Here is a 19,066-nt window from a genome sequence, read left to right as displayed (position 1 = left end):
AACTTTTCCCAAAGGGAACTGCCGTGTTAAACCGTTATCCTTTGTGGAAGTACATCATGCTGGTCGTCGTGATTCTCGTCGGCCTGCTGTACGCGCTTCCCAACCTGTATGGTGAGGATCCGGCTGTTCAAATCACTGGCGCGCGCGGTGTTGCCGCCAGTGAGCAAACGCTGATCCAGGTCCAGAAAACGTTACAAGAAGAAAAAATTACCGCTAAGTCTGTGGCTCTGGAAGAGGGTGCAATTCTTGCTCGCTTCGACACCACCGACACGCAGCTCCGCGCTCGCGAAGCGCTGATGGGCGTGCTGGGTGACAAATACGTCGTGGCGCTTAACCTTGCCCCTGCAACCCCGCGTTGGCTGGCTGCGATGAAAGCAGAGCCAATGAAACTCGGCCTTGACCTGCGTGGCGGCGTTCACTTCCTGATGGAAGTGGATATGGATACCGCGCTCGGCAAGCTGCAGGAACAGAATATCGACAGCCTGCGCAGCGATCTGCGTGATAAAGGCATCGCTTACACCACCGTGCGTAAAGAAGATAACTACGGCATGAGCATCACGTTCCGCGACAGCGCGGCGCGCGATCAGGCTGTAGATTACCTGACCCAACGTCACCGTGACCTGGTAATCACCTCTCAGGGCAGCAACCAGCTGCGCGCGGTGATGACCGATGCGCGTCTGAAAGAAGCGCGCGAATATGCCGTTCAGCAGAACATCAACATTCTGCGCAACCGTGTAAACCAGCTGGGCGTGGCTGAGCCGCTGGTGCAGCGTCAGGGTGCTGACCGTATCGTGGTTGAACTGCCGGGTATCCAGGATACCGCGCGTGCGAAAGAGATTCTGGGTGCGACTGCAACCCTGGAATTCCGTCTGGTGAACTCCAACGTAGATCAGTCCGCTGCTGCCGCAGGGCGTATTCCGGGTGACTCCGAAGTGAAACAGACCCGCGAAGGTCAGCCAGTTGTGCTGTACAAACGCGTGATTCTGACCGGTGACCACATCACCGACTCCACCTCGAGCCAGGACGAATACAACCAGCCGCAGGTTAACATCTCGCTGGATAGCGCGGGTGGTAACATCATGTCTAACTTCACCAAGGACAACATCGGCAAACCGATGGCGACCCTGTTCGTGGAGTACAAAGACAGCGGTAAGAAAGATGCAAACGGTCGTGCGGTGCTGGTGAAAGAGGAAGAGGTGATTAACATCGCCAACATCCAGTCTCGTCTGGGTAACAGCTTCCGTATTACCGGTATCAACAACCCGAACGAAGCGCGTCAGCTTTCTCTGCTGCTGCGTGCCGGTGCGCTGATTGCGCCAATTCAGATTGTTGAAGAACGTACCATTGGTCCAACTCTGGGTATGCAAAACATCCAGCAGGGTCTGGAAGCGTGTCTGGCCGGTCTGGTGGTCTCTATCCTCTTCATGATCTTCTTCTACAAGAAGTTTGGTCTGATTGCGACCTCCGCGCTGATCGCCAACCTGGTGCTGATCATCGGCATTATGTCCCTGCTGCCGGGGGCGACGCTGACCATGCCGGGCATTGCGGGTATCGTTCTTACCCTTGCGGTGGCGGTCGACGCCAACGTACTGATTAACGAACGTATCAAAGAAGAGTTGAGCAACGGTCGCTCTATTCAGCAGGCGATTGACGAAGGCTATAAAGGCGCGTTCAGCTCCATCTTCGATGCGAACGTAACAACACTGATTAAGGTTCTTATCCTGTATGCAGTGGGTACTGGCGCGATCAAAGGCTTTGCGATTACAACCGGTATCGGTGTCGCAACGTCAATGTTTACCGCTATTGTCGGCACCCGTGCCATCGTGAACCTGCTGTACGGCGGCAAGCGCGTCAAAAAGCTGTCTATCTGAGGAGTGCGTTGTGGCACAGGAATATACTGTTGAACAATTGAACCACGGCCGTAAAGTCTGGGACTTTATGCGCTGGGACTACTGGGCCTTCGGCATTTCAGGTTTCCTGCTGATTCTGTCCATCGGCATTATGAGCGTGAAAGGCTTTAACTGGGGGCTGGATTTCACCGGCGGTACGGTCATCGAGATCTCCCTGGAAAAACCGGTCGATATGGACCAGATGCGCGAATCGCTGCAGAAAGCGGGCTTTGAAGAGCCGCTGCTGCAGAACTTCGGCAGCAGCCGCGACATCATGGTGCGTATGCCGCCGGTGCACGATGCCAACGGCAGCCAGGAGCTGGGCAGTAAGGTTGTTAGCGTGATTAACGAAACAACCAGCCAGAACGCGGCGGTCAAGCGTATTGAGTTCGTCGGCCCAAGCGTGGGTGCTGACCTGGCGCAGACCGGTGCGATGGCGCTGCTGGTAGCGCTGATCTCCATTCTGGTATACGTCGGTTTCCGCTTTGAGTGGCGACTGGCGGCCGGTGTGGTTATCGCTCTGGCGCACGACGTGGTGATCACCATGGGCATACTGTCGCTGTTCCACATTGAGATTGACCTGACGATTGTGGCATCCCTGATGTCCGTTATCGGTTACTCACTGAACGACAGTATCGTGGTATCTGACCGTATCCGTGAAAACTTCCGTAAGATCCGTCGCGGTACGCCGTACGAAATCTTTAACGTGTCGTTGACCCAGACGCTGCACCGTACCTTGATCACATCCGGTACCACCCTGATGGTGATCCTGATGCTGTTCCTCTTCGGTGGTCCGGTACTGGAAGGCTTCTCGCTGACCATGCTGATCGGTGTCACCATCGGTACGGCGTCGTCTATCTACGTCGCATCCGCTCTGGCACTGAAACTCGGCATGAAGCGCGAGCACCTGCTCCAGCAGAAAGTCGAGAAAGAAGGGGCGGATCAGCCGTCCATTCTGCCGTAAGGCGACGTTTAGCGCGTTATTGAAATCCCGGTCTGTTGACCGGGATTTTTTTTATCTGCTCCTGACAAACACTCCTGACAGTATGCTGTCAGGAGCCCTGTCGTAGACTTCTTCTGAACCCAAACAACAGCAGGAGAATATATGAAAAGCGTCATTAACTGGTTTGAAATTCCGGTCGCGGATATGGATCGCGCCATCAAATTTTATGAGCCGGTGATGCAGCTCGCGCTGCGTCGCGAGAAAATGGACTGTGCGGAGCTGGCCGTTTTCCCGCATGAGGATCCGTATACCGGCGGGGCGCTGGCAAAATTTGACGGCGTTACACCGTCTTTGCAGGGCGCTATTATCTACCTGCATACTGACAATCTGGCGGCCACGCTCGATCGTATCGCCTCTGTGGGCGGCGAGTGCGTGTTTGGCCCGCTGGAACTGCCGCATGGCATTGGCACTATCGCATTGTTTACCGACAGCGAGGGTAACCGCGTCGGCCTCCATCAACCTGCCTGAGAGCGGAATAAGATATGACCCGACGCGCTGACCGTTTGTTTCAGATTGTGCAGATCCTGCGGGGCAGGCGTCTGACAACGGCAGCGCATCTGGCGGACCGGCTTGGCGTGTCCGAGCGCACGGTCTACCGCGATATCCGCGATCTGTCGCTTTCCGGCGTGCCGGTGGAAGGTGAGGCGGGGAGCGGATATCGGCTGATGTCGGGTTTTGACCTGCCGCCGCTGATGCTGACAAATAAGGAGTCAGAGGCGCTGATCGTCGCGATTCGCCTGCTCAAAACCTGGGGAGGGGAATCGCTTTCGCGCGAGCTGGAGTCGGCTCAGGAGAAGGTGCTGGCTATCCTGCCCGAGGAGAGTCGTCGAAAGGCGGAGCAGACGCGGATCTACGCCCCGGATTTTTGCATGCAAAGCCACTCCCGCAGCGATTTTGACATGATCCATCAGGCGATTTCCGCCCAGCGCGTGCTGGCGCTGCATTACCGTGATGAAGCCGGACAGCTCTCAAAGCGCGAGGTTCAGCCGCTGGGCTTGTTCTTCTGGGGGGAGCGCTGGCTGCTGGCGGCGTGGTGCGAACGGCGCGACGACTATCGCTGTTTCCGGCTCGACCGCTGTCTCAATATTGTGCAGACGGAGAGGCGGTTTAGCGAGAGTGCGGACAGATCGCTGGCGGATTTTTTGCGGAAGGTTAAGCAGTAAAAAGCCAGCTCTTGAGCTGGCTTTTTTTGCCCGGCGGCGAGGTAAAAGTAAAACGGCAACGAATGTTGCCGTTTTTTGTATTTGTTCCCTCTCCCTGTGGGAGAGGGTCAGGGTGAGGGCATCAGCCCGCACAGTCCCGAACAGGTTAGAAGTTATAACCTACAACCAGGTAGCCACCCCAACCGGTAGAACGGACGTTTTCGTTCATCCATACCAGTTTCGCGTCGTCGTTCCACTGACCGCCGTTGTGCCAGTAACGCGCAACAACAGAGTAGTGCCAGTGATCGTAGTTCAGCGCCAGGATGTGGCTGGAGGCGATGGAATTGTTGGTACGCTGCTTGATACCGTTCTCTGCGTAACCGCTCTTATCGCCCAGCTCTGAACCCCAGTCGAAGTTGGTGAAGCCGATATAGCTCAGGTTACCGCCCCACAGCTGAGTGATTGGCACAAAGTATTTCACTTTGAAACGGTAGCCATCCCACTCATTCTGGTTTTCGGCACCGTAGTTCTGCCACTGGTATTTCGCGTACACGTTCAGGGACAGGCTCATTGGCAGGCCGGTGTCAACGTCGGTACCCAGACCCATATACCAGGTGCTCTGACGACCGGACTCGTTGCGGCCCATGTCGTAGATATAGTTGTTCGCGAAGTACCACTCTTTGAACGGGCCGAAGCTCAGGTCTGTGCCGGTCAGCTTGTCGATGGAGAAGCGCGGTTCGATCTCCATGAACAGTGGAGAACCGTGGTTCCAGATACCTTTAGCCTGCGAGTTACCGCCGAAGAAGACCGGTGCATCCATATAGCCGTAGAAATCAAACCAGTCTTTCTTGGCGAATGCTTCGTACTCCAGGTAGGTATCGTTGCGGATCTGAGGTCCGAAACGGGTGTGGTAGCTGCCGACCACGTTAACGCTCTGGTGCCACCAGTCGGAGAGGTATTGTGGTTTATCGTTTTCCGCTGCGTTAACAGTGAAAGAGGAAGAAAGTGCCAGCACGGCGCCGGCTGCGAGTAATGTTTTTTTCATAATCATGCCACTGATTGAAATTCCCTTCCGGGAGTGAAAAATGCGCGAATTGCGTTTCTAAATATTTCGTGTTTCTGCGGTGCCTATTATAGGAATCCCTGCTCACAAAAATATGTGTTGTTTCACATATCTCTCACACGCGTAATCGATTGCGTTCACGTTTGCGTACTTTAAACGGGCGGGATTGTAGCGGCAATCATTTATGTTGCCAATCCATACGAAATGTAAATGTTAGCGGAGTGACATTTCACTCCGCTAAAGGGAGGGTTATTGCGCGGCGGGCTGGATATCGTGAATGCGGATGAAATCTAACCGATCCGGAGTGAGTCCGTTAAGCTGCAGCGGAATGTCAACATCGCTCGGAGCCAGCACGCTGGCCGGTGCGGTGAACAGCTGACTGTTAACATTCACCTCCTGGTAGCTCTCAGTGGTGCCCTGGATCTGTCCCCATTCGACGGTACCACTGAAGGCAGGCAACGGATCGTTGGACTCGCCATGAATGCGTAATGTTGCGCGAGTACCATTTGCATTCGCCGCCACATTCACCAGAGACATTTTTAGCGTGCCAATCTGACTATTGAGACGCGCAGGCGTATTCGCTCCCGGCAGCAGATAAACCCCGCTGCTGGATTTGGCGTTTAGCGCGTTTTGCTGGGTGATCTTCACCGTTTCTTTGTTCAGTTTGTCCATCGCCGCATTGAGCGTGTTCACGCTCTGTTTCATCTGGCGGACTTCGGTTTGCTGTGCACAGGCGCTAAGGGTGAAGAGGCTCCCCACCAGCAAAATTTTAAGGTAACGTCTTGTCATTGCGTTTATTTCCTTGAAATAACGGATCGCCTTAATGGTAGCCAGACTCGACGTGTCAGACATAGATCCTTTGTCTCAAAAAGCTCTTACTTTGTTGTCAGGCCAGATCAGGGTAAAATGAAAATTAGTTAACCACATAACAGGGATACCGTATGCATTGCCCATTCTGCTCCGCTGTGGATACCAAAGTCATCGACTCTCGTCTTGTGGGCGAAGGGTCCTCCGTACGCCGTCGTCGGCAGTGTCTGGTGTGCAACGAGCGTTTCACGACCTTTGAGGTTGCAGAGCTGGTAATGCCGCGCGTGGTGAAAAGCAACGACGTGCGCGAGCCGTTTAACGAAGAGAAACTGCGCAGCGGGATGCTGAAGGCCCTGGAAAAACGTCCCGTCAGCGCGGATGACGTTGAGATGGCGTTAAACCACATAAAATCTTACCTTCGTGGTTTGGGTGAGCGTGAAGTGCCGAGCAAAATGATCGGTAACCTGGTGATGGAGCAGCTGAAAAAGCTCGATAAGGTTGCCTATATCCGCTTCGCCTCGGTCTACCGCAGCTTCGAAGACATCAAAGAGTTTGGCGAAGAGATCGCCCGCTTACAGGATTAAGCTCATGCAGGATGAGATTTACATGGCGCGAGCCATGAAGCTGGCGCAGCGCGGTCGTTTTACCACCCATCCCAACCCGAACGTCGGGTGCGTTATCGTTAAAGATGGCGAGATCGTGGGGGAGGGGTTTCACTATCGTGCCGGCGAGCCGCATGCCGAGGTTCATGCGTTGCGCATGGCCGGTGAGAAGGCGCGCGGCGCCACAGCCTACGTCACGCTGGAGCCCTGCAGCCATCACGGGCGTACGCCGCCGTGCTGCGAAGCGCTGATCGCGGCAGGCGTTTCACGCGTGGTCGCATCGATGCAGGACCCGAATCCGCAGGTTGCCGGACGCGGTCTGTATCGCCTGCAGCAGGAAGGCATCGACGTCAGCCATGGGCTGATGATGCAGGACGCGGAAGCGATCAACAAAGGCTTTCTGAAGCGCATGCGCACGGGGTTCCCGTATATTCAGCTCAAGCTGGGCGCCTCGCTGGACGGTCGTACGGCGATGGCAAACGGCGAAAGCCAGTGGGTAACCTCACCACAGGCAAGGCGCGATGTGCAACGTCTTCGCGCGCAAAGCCATGCTATTCTCACCAGCAGTGAAACCGTTCTGGCTGACGATCCGGCCATGACCGTGCGCTGGGACGAACTGAATGCCGATACCCAGGCGCTGTACCCGCAGGAGAACCTGCGCCAGCCGCTGCGTATTATCATTGATAGCCAGAACCGCGTGACGCCGGAGCACCGCATCGTGCAGCAGCCGGGTGAAACCTGGATTGCCCGCACTAAAGAAGATGCGCGCGAATGGCCGGAAGGCGTGCGCAGCATTATGGTGCCGGAGCATAACGGTCATCTGGATCTGGTGGTGCTGATGATGCTGCTCGGCAAGCAGCAGGTGAACAGCATCTGGGTTGAAGCGGGGCCAACGCTCGCCGGTGCGCTTTTACAGGCCGGACTGGTGGATGAACTGATTGTTTACGTTGCGCCTAAACTGTTAGGTCACGACGCGCGCGGCCTGTTTGTGCTGCCCGGCCTTGAAAAACTGGCCGACGCACCGCAACTCAAATTTAGCGAGATTCGTCCGGTAGGCCCGGATGTCTGCCTCCACTTAACGACAGCGTAATTGCTCCTGAAATAGGGAAGCAGTGCGCAAAGTATTATGATAAAATCCGCCCCCCTGCGGGGCCAAATGAACCCGTAAAGGAAGAGTATGAACATTATTGAAGCTGCTGTAGCTACCCCGGACGCTCGCGTCGCCATCACCATTGCGCGTTTCAACAACTTCATCAACGACAGCCTGCTGGAAGGTGCGATTGACGCCCTGAAACGTATCGGCCAGGTTAAAGATGACAACATTACCGTTGTTTGGGTTCCAGGCGCTTACGAACTGCCACTGGCGGCGGGCGCGCTGGCGAAAACCGGTAAATACGACGCGGTGATTGCGCTGGGTACCGTTATTCGTGGCGGCACTGCGCACTTCGAATACGTTGCGGGCGGTGCAAGCAACGGTCTGGCACACGTTGCGCAGGATGCTGAAATTCCTGTCGCGTTCGGCGTGCTGACCACCGAAAGTATTGAACAAGCCATCGAACGTGCTGGCACCAAAGCCGGTAACAAAGGTGCAGAAGCTGCACTGACCGCGCTTGAAATGATCAATGTATTGAAAGCCATCAAGGCCTGATTTTTTTGTAAGGGGAATTCCGTGAAACCTGCTGCTCGTCGCCGCGCCCGTGAATGTGCCGTCCAGGCACTTTACTCCTGGCAGTTGTCCCAGAACGACATCGCTGATGTTGAATACCAGTTCCTGTCAGAACAGGACGTAAAAGACGTTGACGTTCTGTACTTCCGCGAACTGCTGTCGGGAGTGGCGACTAATAGCGCGTATCTCGATGGCCTGATGAAGCCATACCTGTCCCGTCTGCTCGAAGAGCTGGGCCAGGTGGAAAAAGCAGTGTTGCGTATCGCGCTGTTTGAGCTGTCTAAACGTGATGATGTGCCGTATAAAGTGGCCATCAACGAAGCGATCGAGCTGGCGAAAACCTTCGGCGCTGAAGACAGCCACAAGTTTGTAAACGGCGTACTTGATAAAGCTGCACCTGCGATCCGTCCCCACAAAAAGTGATCCGCAAACCGGAGTCCTGCATTGCCTGACGGGCAGTGCGGCTCCGGTTTTTTCTTTTATTTGCTGAGGCATAACGTATGGCATGCGGCGAATTCTCCCTGATTGCCCGTTATTTCGACCGTGTCAGAACCTCTCGTCTTGATGTTGAAACCGGCATTGGCGATGACTGTGCACTTCTCAATATTCCCGAAAAACAGACGCTGGCAATCAGCACCGACACCCTGGTGTGCGGCCGTCATTTCTTACCGGATATCGATCCTGCCGATCTGGCGTATAAAGCCCTGGCTGTTAACGTCAGCGATCTGGCGGCGATGGGTGCCGATCCCGCGTGGCTGACGCTGGCTCTGACCCTGCCAGAGGTGGATGAAGCCTGGCTGGAAGCCTTTAGCGATGCGCTGTTTGAGCAGCTTAGCTATTACGATATGCAGCTGATTGGCGGCGACACGACTGCCGGTCCGCTGTCGATGACGCTGGCGATCCACGGCTACGTGCCGCTCGGCCGCGCGCTGAAGCGCTCAGGTGCAAAACCGGGCGACTGGATCTACGTGACCGGTACGCCGGGCGACAGCGCGGCAGGGCTGGCGCTCCTGCAAAACCGTTTAACGGTTGATGATGCTGACGACGCGGCATATCTGGTGAAACGCCATCTGCGGCCAACGCCGCGTATTTTGCACGGCCAGGCGCTGCGCGAACGGGCAAGCTCGGCTATCGATCTCTCTGACGGGCTGATCTCGGATCTCGGGCATATCCTGAAGGCCAGTGGCGTAGGCGCGCGCGTTGACCTGGATCTCTTCCCGCTGTCGGAGCAACTGCTTCGCCATGTAGAGCCTGAGCAGGCCCTGCGCTGGGCGCTGTCCGGTGGTGAAGACTATGAGCTGTGCTTCACGGTGCCAGAGCTCAACCGTGGAACGCTGGACGTGGCGTTAGCGCATCTCGGCGCGAAGTTTACCTGCATCGGTCAGGTCATGCCGGAGAGTGAAGGGCTGAAGTTTGTGAAAGACGGTGCGCCCGTTACGCTGGACTGGAAAGGGTACGATCACTTCGCGTGAGTTTGTGCGCTCTGTATTGCCGGGTGGCGCTGCGCTTACCCGGCCTACAAACAGGGTGCGATCGTAGGCCGGGTAAGGCGGAGCCGTCACCCGGCAAGTGTTTACTTAAACCCCACCACCGGATGCGGCTGATACGGTGTTTCCAGCTCGGCAATCTGCTCCGGCGTCAGCGTGATATCCACCGCATTCAGCAGCTCATCAAGCTGTTCTTCCCGCGACGTTCCAATAATCGGTGCCGCGACCCCGCGCTTGCCCAGCAGCCACGCCAGCGCCACCTGAGCGCGGGTTGCACCGGTATCGTCGGCGATTCCGGCTAAACGTTCGGCAATCAGCGCATCGCTGGCTTCTGTACCGCCATAGAGATTCTTTCCCACTTCATCCGATACCAGCCGAGCCGTGGTTTCACCCCACGGACGGGTCAGGCGACCGCGCGCCAGCGGGCTCCACGGGATCACCGCCACGCCTTCCTGATGGCATAGCGGCAGCATCTCGCGTTCTTCTTCACGATAAATCAGATTGTAGTGATCCTGCATGGTGACAAAGCGCGCCCAGCCGTGCTGCGCCTGGAGATCCAGCGCCTGAGCAAACTGCGACGCGTGCATAGACGACGCGCCGATGTAGCGTGCTTTACCGGCTTTGACCACGTCGTTCAGCGCTTCAAGCGTCTCCTCGATCGGCGTGTTGTAATCCCAGCGGTGAATTTGCAGCAGGTCGACGTAATCCATGTTCAGGCGTCTGAGGCTGTCATCAATGGAGCGCAGGATCTGCGCGCGAGAAAGGCCCTCAGCCAGATCGCCCACCGGGTAGTAGACCTTGGTGGCGACGACGACGTCATCACGGCGGGCAAAATCGCGCAGGGCGCGGCCGACAATTTCCTCGCTGCTGCCGTCTGAGTAGCTGTTGGCGGTGTCAAAGAAGTTAATGCCGCCCTCGATGGCGCGTTTGATAATCGGACGGCTGCTCTCTTCCGGCAGCGTCCAGGCGTGGTTTCCCCGATCGGGCTCGCCAAAGGTCATGCAGCCCAGGCAAAGTCGGGAAACCTTAAGGTCCGTTTTTCCTAATGTTGTGTATTGCACGGTTCCGCTCCTGCTGTTTAAACACCAGGTTTAAGCATAGCAGGAGCGGAAAAGGGGGAAGGGTCAGTCCAGCCAGGTACGGATTTTGGCTTCGATACCGGCGGCGTCCAGGCCTATCGCCGCACGGGCTTCGTCCTGAGTACCTTGCGGAATGAAGCGATCCGGCAGGCCGAGGTTCAGCACCGGCACGGCTTTACGGTTCGCCATCAGCACCTCATTCACGCCGCTGCCCGCGCCGCCCATGATGGCGTTTTCTTCCAGCGTGACCAGCACGTCGTGGGTCTCAGCCATACTCAGGATCAGAGATTCATCGAGGGGCTTCACAAAGCGCATGTCCACCAGGGTGGCATTCAGCGCTTCAGCCGCTTTCGCGGCCTCGGGCATCAGCGTGCCGAAGTTCATGATCGCCACTTTTTCACCGCGACGCTTAACCAGACCTTTACCGATCGGCAGTTTTTCCAGCGGCTGAAGCTCAACGCCTACCGCATTGCCGCGCGGGTAGCGAACGGCGCTTGGGCCATCCTGATAGTGGTAGCCGGTAAACAGCATCTGACGACATTCGTTCTCGTCGCTTGGCGTCATGACAACCATATCCGGAATACAGCGCAGGAACGACAGATCAAACGCGCCCTGGTGCGTCTGGCCGTCGGCACCGACGATGCCCGCACGATCGATAGCAAACAGTACCGGCAGCTTCTGAATCGCCACGTCGTGGATCACCTGATCGTAGGCGCGCTGCAGGAAGGTGGAATAGATCGCGACAACCGGCTTGTAGCCGCCAATGGCCAGGCCCGCAGCAAACGTCACCGCATGCTGCTCGGCAATGGCGACGTCAAAATACTGGTCAGGGTATTTTCTGGAGAACTCCACCATGCCAGAGCCTTCACGCATGGCCGGGGTGATCGCCATCAGCTTGTTGTCTTTGGCTGCGGTTTCGCACAGCCAGTCGCCGAAGATTTTGGAATAGCTCGGCATGCCGCCGCTGCTTTTTGGCAGACAGCCGCTGGACGGGTCAAATTTCGGTACCGCGTGGAAGGTGATCGGATCTTTTTCCGCCGGTTCGTAACCGCGCCCTTTTTTGGTCATGATATGCAGGAACTGCGGGCCTTTCAGGTCGCGCATGTTCTTGAGCGTGGTCACCAGTCCCAGCACGTCGTGACCGTCAACCGGGCCAATATAGTTAAAGCCCAGCTCTTCAAACAGGGTGCCCGGCACCACCATGCCTTTGATGTGTTCTTCGGTACGCTTGAGCAGCTCTTTAATCGGCGGTACGCCGGAGAAGACTTTCTTGCCGCCTTCGCGCAGCGAGGAGTAAAGCTTGCCGGAGAGCAGCTGGGCCAGATGGTTGTTAAGCGCGCCGACGTTCTCGGAGATCGACATTTCGTTATCGTTGAGGATAACCAGCATGTCCGGCTTGATATCGCCCGCGTGGTTCATGGCTTCGAAGGCCATACCGGCGGTAATGGCGCCGTCGCCAATCACGCAGACGGTGCGGCGCTGCTTGTTCTCTTTCTCGGCGGCAACGGCAATACCGATGCCCGCAGAAATGGAGGTGGAGGAGTGGCCGACGCTCAGCACGTCATACTCGCTCTCACCGCGCCACGGGAACGGGTGCAGGCCGCCTTTCTGACGAATGGTGCCAATTTTATCGCGACGTCCGGTCAGAATTTTGTGCGGATAGGCCTGGTGTCCCACGTCCCAGATGAGCTGATCGAACGGCGTGTTATAGACGTAGTGCAGCGCCACGGTCAGCTCTACCGTGCCAAGCCCGGAGGCGAAATGGCCGCTGGAGCGGCTTACGCTGTCGAGCAGGTAGCGACGCAGCTCGTCGCACAGCTTCGGCAGGCTCTCTTTCGGCAACAGACGTAACTCCTGGGTGGAGTCAACTAACGCCAGTGTCGGGTATTTGGCAATATCAAAACTCATCAAAGGCTCATCGAGATATATAGTTTATTTATCACGCTGGATTATATAGTCCGCTAGCGCTTCCAGTGCCGAGGTATCCAGCGATTGCGCGGCCAGTTCATTTAGCGACTGGCGGGCATCGTCAATCAGATCCCGGGCTTTACGTTGGGCTTGCTCAAGACCCAGCAGGGCGGGGTAGGTACTTTTGCCAAGCTGCTGGTCCGCACCCTGACGTTTACCCAATGTTGCAGTATCGCCCACCACATCCAGAATGTCATCCTGAACCTGGAACGCCAGACCGATACTTTCTGCGTATCTGTCCAGAATCGGCAGGGCTTTGCGCCCTTGTTCACCCGCGCTCAGCGCGCCCAGGCGAACGGCGGAACGAATCAACGCCCCGGTTTTATGGCGATGAATACGCTCCAGCTGTTCCAGATTAACCTGACGTCCTTCCGCTTCAAGATCCAGCGCCTGTCCGCCGCACATGCCGGCCACGCCGCTGGCCATTGCCAGTTCGGAGATCATCGCCAGGCGGTCGCGGTCGGCCACTTCCGCCATCGGCGCGTCGCTCAGAATCGAGAACGCCAGCGTTTGCAGGGCATCACCCGCCAGAATGGCATTCGCCTCGCCAAACTTGATATGGCAGGTGGGTTGACCCCGACGCAAATCGTCGTCGTCCATGGCCGGGAGATCGTCGTGGATCAGCGAGTAGGCGTGGATACACTCCACGGCGGCTGCCGGGGCGTCCAGCGTGTTATCGCTGATGCCAAACATATTGCCTGTGGCGTACACCAGGAACGGGCGCAGGCGTTTTCCACCCAAGAGTGCGCCATAGTGCATGGCTTCAACCAGTGGAGTGTTCTGAAAAGGCTGTGGCGCAATAAAACGGCGCAGGGCGTCGTTGGCGCGTACGACACGCGCCTGAAGCTCGTTGGCAAAATCCATTTACTCGGCGTCCGGTGTGAAAGGCGTGGTTTTCGCGTCTTCGCTGTCGGAAAGCAGGATCTGCACGCGCTGCTCGGCCTGCTGCAGTTTGACCTGCCCCTGGCGCGCCAGCTGCACGCCACGCTCGAATTCGTTGAGCGCCTCTTCCAGCGGGAGATCGCCGCTCTCAAGACGGGTAACGATTTGCTCCAGTTCACTCAGCGCAGTTTCGAAACTGGCCGGTGCGTCGTTCTTCTTCGGCATAGTGAATTGACTCTTATATTCTCAGCCCCGACATGGTAACGGACTCAGGGCAATTATCAAATAACGCGCAATGTGCACAGGAGCGGCGCGATGGTGGTATACTTGCGCGCCTGGATGCAGCCACGGGTGTGGGCTGCTGTACTCTTTTCCATTACAAGCCTTAATACGCTTGCCTAAGAAACATTGCCGCCATGAAGTTTATCATTAAATTGTTCCCTGAAATCACCATCAAAAGCCAATCTGTGCGTTTGCGCTTTATTAAAATTCTCACCGGGAACATTCGTAACGTATTAAAGCACTACGACGAAACCCTCGCCGTGGTGCGCCACTGGGACCACGTTGAAGTGCGCGCCAAAGACGAAAACAAACGTCAGGATATTCGCGACGCGCTGACCCGTATTCCGGGGATCCACCATATCCTGGAAGTGGAAGATGTTCCGTTCAGCGATATGCACGACATCTTCGAGAAAGCGCTGGTCCAGTACCGCGACCAGATCGAAGGCAAAACCTTCTGCGTGCGCGTGAAGCGTCGCGGCAAGCACGAGTTCAGCTCGATTGAAGTGGAACGTTACGTCGGCGGCGGTTTGAACCAGCACGTTGAAACGGCGCGCGTTCGTCTGACCAACCCGGACGTAACCGTGAACCTGGAGATCGAAAACGATCGCCTGCTGCTGGTGAAAGGGCGCTATGAAGGTATCGGCGGCTTCCCGATTGGCACCCAGGAAGACGTATTGTCCCTCATCTCCGGCGGCTTCGACTCCGGCGTTTCCAGCTATATGCTGATGCGTCGCGGCTGCCGCGTGCACTACTGCTTCTTTAACCTGGGCGGCGCGGCGCACGAAATCGGCGTTCGTCAGGTCGCGCATTACCTGTGGAACCGCTTCGGCAGCTCCCACCGCGTGCGTTTCGTGGCGATCAACTTCGAACCTGTGGTCGGCGAAATTCTCGAAAAAGTGGACGACGGCCAAATGGGCGTGGTGCTGAAGCGCATGATGGTGCGTGCGGCGTCCAAAGTTGCCGAGCGCTATGGCGTACAGGCGCTGGTCACCGGTGAAGCGCTGGGCCAGGTCTCCAGCCAGACGCTGACCAACCTGCGTCTGATCGACAACGTGTCTGATACGCTGATCCTGCGCCCGCTGATCTCCCACGATAAAGAGCACATCATCGATCTGGCGCGCGAAATCGGTACCGAAGATTTTGCCCGCACCATGCCGGAATACTGCGGCGTGATCTCAAAAAGCCCAACGGTGAAAGCGGTGAAGGCGAAGATCGAAGCGGAAGAAGAGAACTTCGATTTCAGCATTCTGGAAAAAGTGGTGGAGGAAGCCTCCAACATCGACATCCGCGAGATTGCCCAGCAGACCGAGCAGGAAGTCGTTGAAGTTGAAACCGTGAGCGGTTTCGGCGCTAACGATGCGATTCTGGATATCCGCTCCATTGACGAGCAGGATGACAAGCCGCTGCAGGTTGAAGGCGTCGACGTGGTTTCTCTGCCGTTCTATAAGCTGAGCACCAAGTTTGGCGATCTCGACCAGAGCAAAACGTATCTGCTGTGGTGTGAGCGCGGGGTGATGAGTCGCCTGCAGGCGCTGTATCTGCGCGAGCAGGGCTTTGCGAACGTGAAGGTGTATCGCCCGTAGTTCATTGCCGGGGAGTGCGGCCTGAAGCCCTCACCCCCGGCCCTCTCCCACAGGGAGAGGGAGAACACCTATTCGTAATAATTATAAATCCCCGCCGGCATCACCAGCGACGACGCCACTTCGTACGCTTTCTCGCGCCCGACCAGCAGGTCAATAATCTTTAAGCCAAAATCAATCGCGGTGCCTGGCCCCTGGCTGGTCAGCAAGTTGACGCGCGGATCCCAGACGACGCGTTTATCCACCCAGTGCTCTTCCGGGATCGTATCCTTCAGCCCCGGGAAGCCGGTCATGTTGCCGATGGGGAAGATATCGTGCGGAACCAGAACCGTTCCTGCTGCGGCACAGATTGCCGCGACGATGCGGCCGGATAAATGAAACTGACGCACGGTCTCGACCAGCAGCGGGCTATCGCGAAAACATTCCGCGCCTTTTAAGCCGCCGGGCAGCACGATGATGTCGTAATCGCCGTCAGCCACCTGAACGAGGGGGGCATCCGCAAGGATTTTCACCCCGCGCGAGCAGGTGATTGCCAGATTACCGTCGCTGGCGACGCTGGCGGTGGTGACCTTAATGCCGCCGCGCACCATCAAATCAATGGTGGTGACCGCTTCCATCTCTTCGCTACCAGGGGCGAGGCAGATCAGTGCTGACGCGCTCATATTCACTCTCCTTACGTTTAACCAGGTCATACAGACGGGCGTTTTCCGGCACGGAAATGCCGTGCGCGCGGGCGCGTTTTAGCAGATAGCCGGTAATGTAGTCGATCTCCGTGTGGCGTAAAGCCCGAACATCCTGCAGCATCGAGGAGATGTTTTCTGCCGTGCTCTCAATGACCTGCTCGACATAACAGCGCAAATCGTCGGCCGAGGTATGCAGGCCTTCCCGCTCAACGACCGCCGCGACTTCCGCACACAAAATCGCAACGTCCTGCGGATGATTTTTCAGCTCCCCGTTCGGGCAGTTCCACAGCGCCGTCAGCGGGTTGATTACGCAATTTACCGCCAGCTTGCGCCACAGCTGAGGGCGGATGTTGTTGTGCCAGGCGACGTCCGGCAGCACCTTCTGCAGCACATCGGCAAGATAGCTGTAATCTCCATCCTGAGTTCTGGCGGGCCCGATGTGCGTCACGCCGCTGGCGACATGCACGATGATGTTGCCGTCGCGACGGGCAGCGTGCGTGGTCGTCGCCATCAGCAGGGGCTGCGGGACGCTTTTCAGCTCATCAAGGGTCCCCATGCCGTTATGCAGCAGCAGTATGGGCGAAGTGGGGGGGAGCTGCGCGGCCAGTGTCTTTACCGCGTCTGAGACCTGCCACGCTTTGAGCGTCACCAGTAAAAGATCGCTTTGCGCCAGGAAATCAGGATCGTTCGCGGTGAGGGATTCGTTAAAGATGCTTCCGTCTTCACCTATCAGGTTTACACTGCAATAGGGCTGGGGCACGCGCAGCCAGCCCTGAACCTCATGTCCGTGCTTGCACAGCGCGGTCAGCCACAGCTGACCAAGCGCTCCGCATCCGAGCACCGTAATTTTCATTGTTCCTCCTCACCTGCAACTGCGCCAGGTGTTACAGCTTAATTATACAGCTAAGCTTCTGTTGAGTTATGCCTCGTAGCGGGTATTATGCAACGCAACAAAAGTGAAGGGAGAAGAAAAGATGCCATCTTTCGATATTGTTTCCGAAGTTGATATCCAGGAAGTTCGCAACGGCGTTGAGAACGCAACCCGCGAAGTTGAGTCACGTTTCGATTTTCGTGGCGTTGAGGCGTCGTTTGAGCTGAACGACGCAAATAAGACTATTAAGGTGCTGAGCGAGTCTGATTTCCAGGTGAATCAGCTGCTCGACATTCTGCGCGCCAAGCTGTTAAAGCGCGGCATCGAAGGGACGTCTCTGGACGTGCCGGAAGAGTTTGTGCACAGCGGTAAAAACTGGTTTGTTGAAGCCAGGCTGAAGCAGGGCATCGAGAGCGCGGTGCAGAAGAAGATCGTTAAGCTTATTAAAGACAGCAAGCTGAAGGTGCAGGCGCAGATCCAGGGCGAAGAAATTCGCGTGACCGGTAAGTCCCGCGATGACCTCCAGTCCGTAATGGCGCTGGTGCGCGGCGGCGATCTGGGGCAACCGTTCCAGTTTAAAAACTTCCGCGATTGATATAAAAAAGCCCGGTTTAACCGGGCTTTTTTTCACGCTTTGAGCGCCTGCTCGACCTCGAAGCGGTTGGTCATTTTACTGTCTATTTTGACGTAAGCGCTGCGCTCTTCCGGGACAATGAGCACCTCTGTTACACCCTCTTTGGCTTCCAGACGCTGTTTCAGCGTATCGCTAATCTCAACATCATCCGGGATTTCCACGCGCAGGCTGCTCACGTAGCGCGGCTCTTTCATGGTGCTGGCGACCAGCAGCCAGACTGTCGCCAATAGCGCACCTGCGAGAAACACGGTTTGTGAATCAAACAGGCCGTCCACCCAGCCGCCGAGCGAGCCGCCGATCGCCACGCCGAGAAACTGGCTGGTGGAGTAGATGCCCATCGCCGTGCCTTTGTAACCGGCGGGGGACTCTTTGCTGATCAGCGACGGCAGCAGCGCTTCCATCAGGTTAAAGGCCAGGAAGAAAAGCTGCACGCCTGCAATCAGCTCCCAGAAGTGCGGGCCGGCACCCCAGAGCACAATTTCGGCAATCAGCAGGACCGCCACGCAGCCCACGAAGACGCGCTTCATTTTGCGCTTCACTTCGGCGTAGATGATGAACGGCACGACGGAGACAAACGAAATCAGCATCGTGACCAGATAGATTTTCCAGTGCTCAGCCGCCGGGAAACCCGCTGCGGCAAGCTGGCCGGGCAGGGCGACAAAGGTCGACATCAGCAGGATATGCAGGCACATAATGCCAAAATTGAGCTTCAGCAGGCGCGGCTCGACAATCACTTTGCTGAAGCAGCCTTTTACCATCCCTGATTCGCGGTTCAGAACGTGGTTTTTGCTGTCCGGCACGACCCACAGGGTTAAGGCAATACCGATGGTCGCCAGTACGGCAATCATCCAGAACAGGGCGTGCAGACCCAGCGTGTGCGTAATGATGGGGCCCAGCACCATCGCAATCGCAAAGGTCACGCCAAAGCTCACGCCGATGAACGCCATTGCTTTGGTACGGTTCTGCTCACGGGTTAAGTCTGACAGCAGCGCCATCACCGCTGCGGCAATCGCGCCGGAACCCTGCAGGGCGCGGCCGAGAATAATCCCCCAGATGGAGTGGGAGAGGGCGGCAATCACGCTTCCGAGCACAAAGACCAGCAGCCCGCCGACGATCAGCGGCTTTCGGCCCACCCGATCAGAGAGCAGGCCAAACGGGATCTGGAAAACCGCCTGCGCCAGACCGTAGATGCCGATCGCGAGTCCAATCAGCGCCTCGCTGGCCCCCTGCAGCGCCATACCGTACGTGGTCAGAACAGGCAGGACCATAAACATGCCAAGCATCCGTAGCGAGAAGACAGTCCCTAAGCCCCAGGTCGCGCGTAGCTCGCCTGGCGTCATTTTATAATCGTTCATTACCACCTCAGTTCAAAAGCAGGCCATAGTGTAGTGCGGGGAAGGGGCGGGGTAAATAAAGGGTTATTTAACA

General features: G+C 56.8%; 20 protein-coding genes. 11 read left to right on the top strand and 9 right to left on the bottom strand.

Annotated features, from left to right (window positions below; translation table 11 throughout):
* The first annotated feature begins 23 nt into the window (after positions 1-23).
* The 4 genes from secD (at position 24) to AC27FC_RS09450 (ending at position 4,055) form a co-directional block, all read left to right on the top strand.
* A complete protein-coding gene (secD, locus tag AC27FC_RS09465; RefSeq protein WP_071789390.1) occupies positions 24-1,871 on the top strand; it encodes a protein translocase subunit SecD in 1,848 nt (615 codons plus the stop codon).
* Positions 1,872-1,881: 10 nt separating this feature from the next.
* Positions 1,882-2,853 (top strand): protein translocase subunit SecF, encoded by a 972-nt coding sequence (secF, locus tag AC27FC_RS09460; RefSeq protein ID WP_033144760.1) that lies wholly within the window; start codon positions 1,882-1,884, stop codon positions 2,851-2,853.
* 141 nt (positions 2,854-2,994) lie between these two features.
* Entirely contained in the window at positions 2,995-3,360 is a 366-nt protein-coding gene (locus AC27FC_RS09455; RefSeq protein ID WP_196354765.1) for a VOC family protein, read from the top strand.
* Between the two features lie 14 nt (positions 3,361-3,374).
* Positions 3,375-4,055, top strand: a complete 681-nt coding sequence (locus AC27FC_RS09450) for a helix-turn-helix transcriptional regulator (RefSeq protein ID WP_047061231.1) — start codon at positions 3,375-3,377, stop codon at positions 4,053-4,055.
* 145 nt (positions 4,056-4,200) lie between these two features.
* Here the strand turns inward: AC27FC_RS09450 and AC27FC_RS09445 are convergent, their stop codons facing one another.
* Together AC27FC_RS09445 and AC27FC_RS09440 are read right to left on the bottom strand one after the other, a co-directional pair.
* Positions 4,201-5,079: a nucleoside-specific channel-forming protein Tsx gene (locus tag AC27FC_RS09445; RefSeq protein WP_039264090.1), complete on the bottom strand. Its 879-nt coding sequence runs from the start codon at positions 5,077-5,079 to the stop codon at positions 4,201-4,203.
* 267 nt (positions 5,080-5,346) lie between these two features.
* Positions 5,347-5,886, bottom strand: a complete 540-nt coding sequence (locus tag AC27FC_RS09440) for a SadB/YajI family lipoprotein (RefSeq protein ID WP_196354764.1) — start codon at positions 5,884-5,886, stop codon at positions 5,347-5,349.
* Between the two features lie 152 nt (positions 5,887-6,038).
* Between AC27FC_RS09440 and nrdR the strand changes: the two genes are divergently transcribed.
* The 5 genes from nrdR (at position 6,039) to thiL (ending at position 9,644) form a co-directional block, all read left to right on the top strand.
* Positions 6,039-6,488: a transcriptional regulator NrdR gene (gene nrdR, locus AC27FC_RS09435; protein ID WP_008503337.1), complete on the top strand. Its 450-nt coding sequence runs from the start codon at positions 6,039-6,041 to the stop codon at positions 6,486-6,488.
* Between the two features lie 4 nt (positions 6,489-6,492).
* A complete protein-coding gene (gene ribD, locus AC27FC_RS09430; protein WP_039263923.1) occupies positions 6,493-7,596 on the top strand; it encodes a bifunctional diaminohydroxyphosphoribosylaminopyrimidine deaminase/5-amino-6-(5-phosphoribosylamino)uracil reductase RibD in 1,104 nt (367 codons plus the stop codon).
* A gap of 87 nt (positions 7,597-7,683) precedes the next feature.
* Complete coding sequence (gene ribH, locus AC27FC_RS09425) at positions 7,684-8,154, top strand: 6,7-dimethyl-8-ribityllumazine synthase (protein ID WP_006176874.1); 471 nt, start codon at positions 7,684-7,686, stop codon at positions 8,152-8,154.
* Positions 8,155-8,175: 21 nt separating this feature from the next.
* Positions 8,176-8,595 carry a transcription antitermination factor NusB gene (gene nusB / locus AC27FC_RS09420; RefSeq protein ID WP_006809908.1) on the top strand — a complete coding sequence of 140 codons (420 nt, stop codon included), beginning with the start codon at positions 8,176-8,178 and terminating at the stop codon, positions 8,593-8,595.
* A 77-nt stretch (positions 8,596-8,672) separates the two neighbouring features.
* Positions 8,673-9,644: a thiamine-phosphate kinase gene (thiL, locus tag AC27FC_RS09415; RefSeq protein WP_196354763.1), complete on the top strand. Its 972-nt coding sequence runs from the start codon at positions 8,673-8,675 to the stop codon at positions 9,642-9,644.
* Between the two features lie 101 nt (positions 9,645-9,745).
* Here the strand turns inward: thiL and AC27FC_RS09410 are convergent, their stop codons facing one another.
* The 4 genes from AC27FC_RS09410 to xseB form a co-directional block, all read right to left on the bottom strand.
* The gene (locus AC27FC_RS09410) at positions 9,746-10,720 is read right to left on the bottom strand and encodes an aldo/keto reductase (protein ID WP_196354762.1); all 975 of its coding nucleotides are present in this window, start codon (positions 10,718-10,720) and stop codon (positions 9,746-9,748) included.
* A gap of 63 nt (positions 10,721-10,783) precedes the next feature.
* Positions 10,784-12,646, bottom strand: a complete 1,863-nt coding sequence (dxs, locus tag AC27FC_RS09405; protein ID WP_033144766.1) for a 1-deoxy-D-xylulose-5-phosphate synthase — start codon at positions 12,644-12,646, stop codon at positions 10,784-10,786.
* 24 nt (positions 12,647-12,670) lie between these two features.
* Positions 12,671-13,570: a (2E,6E)-farnesyl diphosphate synthase gene (ispA, locus tag AC27FC_RS09400; protein ID WP_008503332.1), complete on the bottom strand. Its 900-nt coding sequence runs from the start codon at positions 13,568-13,570 to the stop codon at positions 12,671-12,673.
* Positions 13,571-13,813, bottom strand: coding sequence for an exodeoxyribonuclease VII small subunit (gene xseB / locus AC27FC_RS09395; RefSeq protein ID WP_008503331.1), 243 nt, complete (start codon positions 13,811-13,813; stop codon positions 13,571-13,573). It lies immediately after the preceding gene.
* 191 nt (positions 13,814-14,004) lie between these two features.
* Here xseB and thiI point away from each other — a divergent pair, with 191 nt between their 5' ends.
* Positions 14,005-15,453: a tRNA uracil 4-sulfurtransferase ThiI gene (gene thiI, locus AC27FC_RS09390; protein WP_048978945.1), complete on the top strand. Its 1,449-nt coding sequence runs from the start codon at positions 14,005-14,007 to the stop codon at positions 15,451-15,453.
* 68 nt (positions 15,454-15,521) lie between these two features.
* On the opposite strand, the gene yajL is transcribed toward thiI, so the two are convergent.
* The gene (yajL, locus tag AC27FC_RS09385) at positions 15,522-16,112 is read right to left on the bottom strand and encodes a protein deglycase YajL (protein WP_033144768.1); all 591 of its coding nucleotides are present in this window, start codon (positions 16,110-16,112) and stop codon (positions 15,522-15,524) included.
* Positions 16,075-16,986: a 2-dehydropantoate 2-reductase gene (gene panE / locus AC27FC_RS09380; protein WP_045887930.1), complete on the bottom strand. Its 912-nt coding sequence runs from the start codon at positions 16,984-16,986 to the stop codon at positions 16,075-16,077. The genes yajL and panE overlap by 38 nt, the downstream gene beginning before the upstream one ends.
* A gap of 121 nt (positions 16,987-17,107) precedes the next feature.
* On the opposite strand from panE, the gene AC27FC_RS09375 reads away from it, so the two are divergent.
* Positions 17,108-17,599 (top strand): YajQ family cyclic di-GMP-binding protein, encoded by a 492-nt coding sequence (locus AC27FC_RS09375; protein ID WP_033144770.1) that lies wholly within the window; start codon positions 17,108-17,110, stop codon positions 17,597-17,599.
* Positions 17,600-17,631: 32 nt separating this feature from the next.
* Here the strand turns inward: AC27FC_RS09375 and AC27FC_RS09370 are convergent, their stop codons facing one another.
* A complete protein-coding gene (locus AC27FC_RS09370; RefSeq protein WP_064673451.1) occupies positions 17,632-18,993 on the bottom strand; it encodes an MFS transporter in 1,362 nt (453 codons plus the stop codon).
* Between the last annotated feature and the right edge of the window lie 73 nt (positions 18,994-19,066).

It is taken from the genome of Enterobacter sp. C3_dUdeg (assembly GCF_057536195.1).
This window is presented reverse-complemented; position numbering and strand designations above follow the sequence as displayed.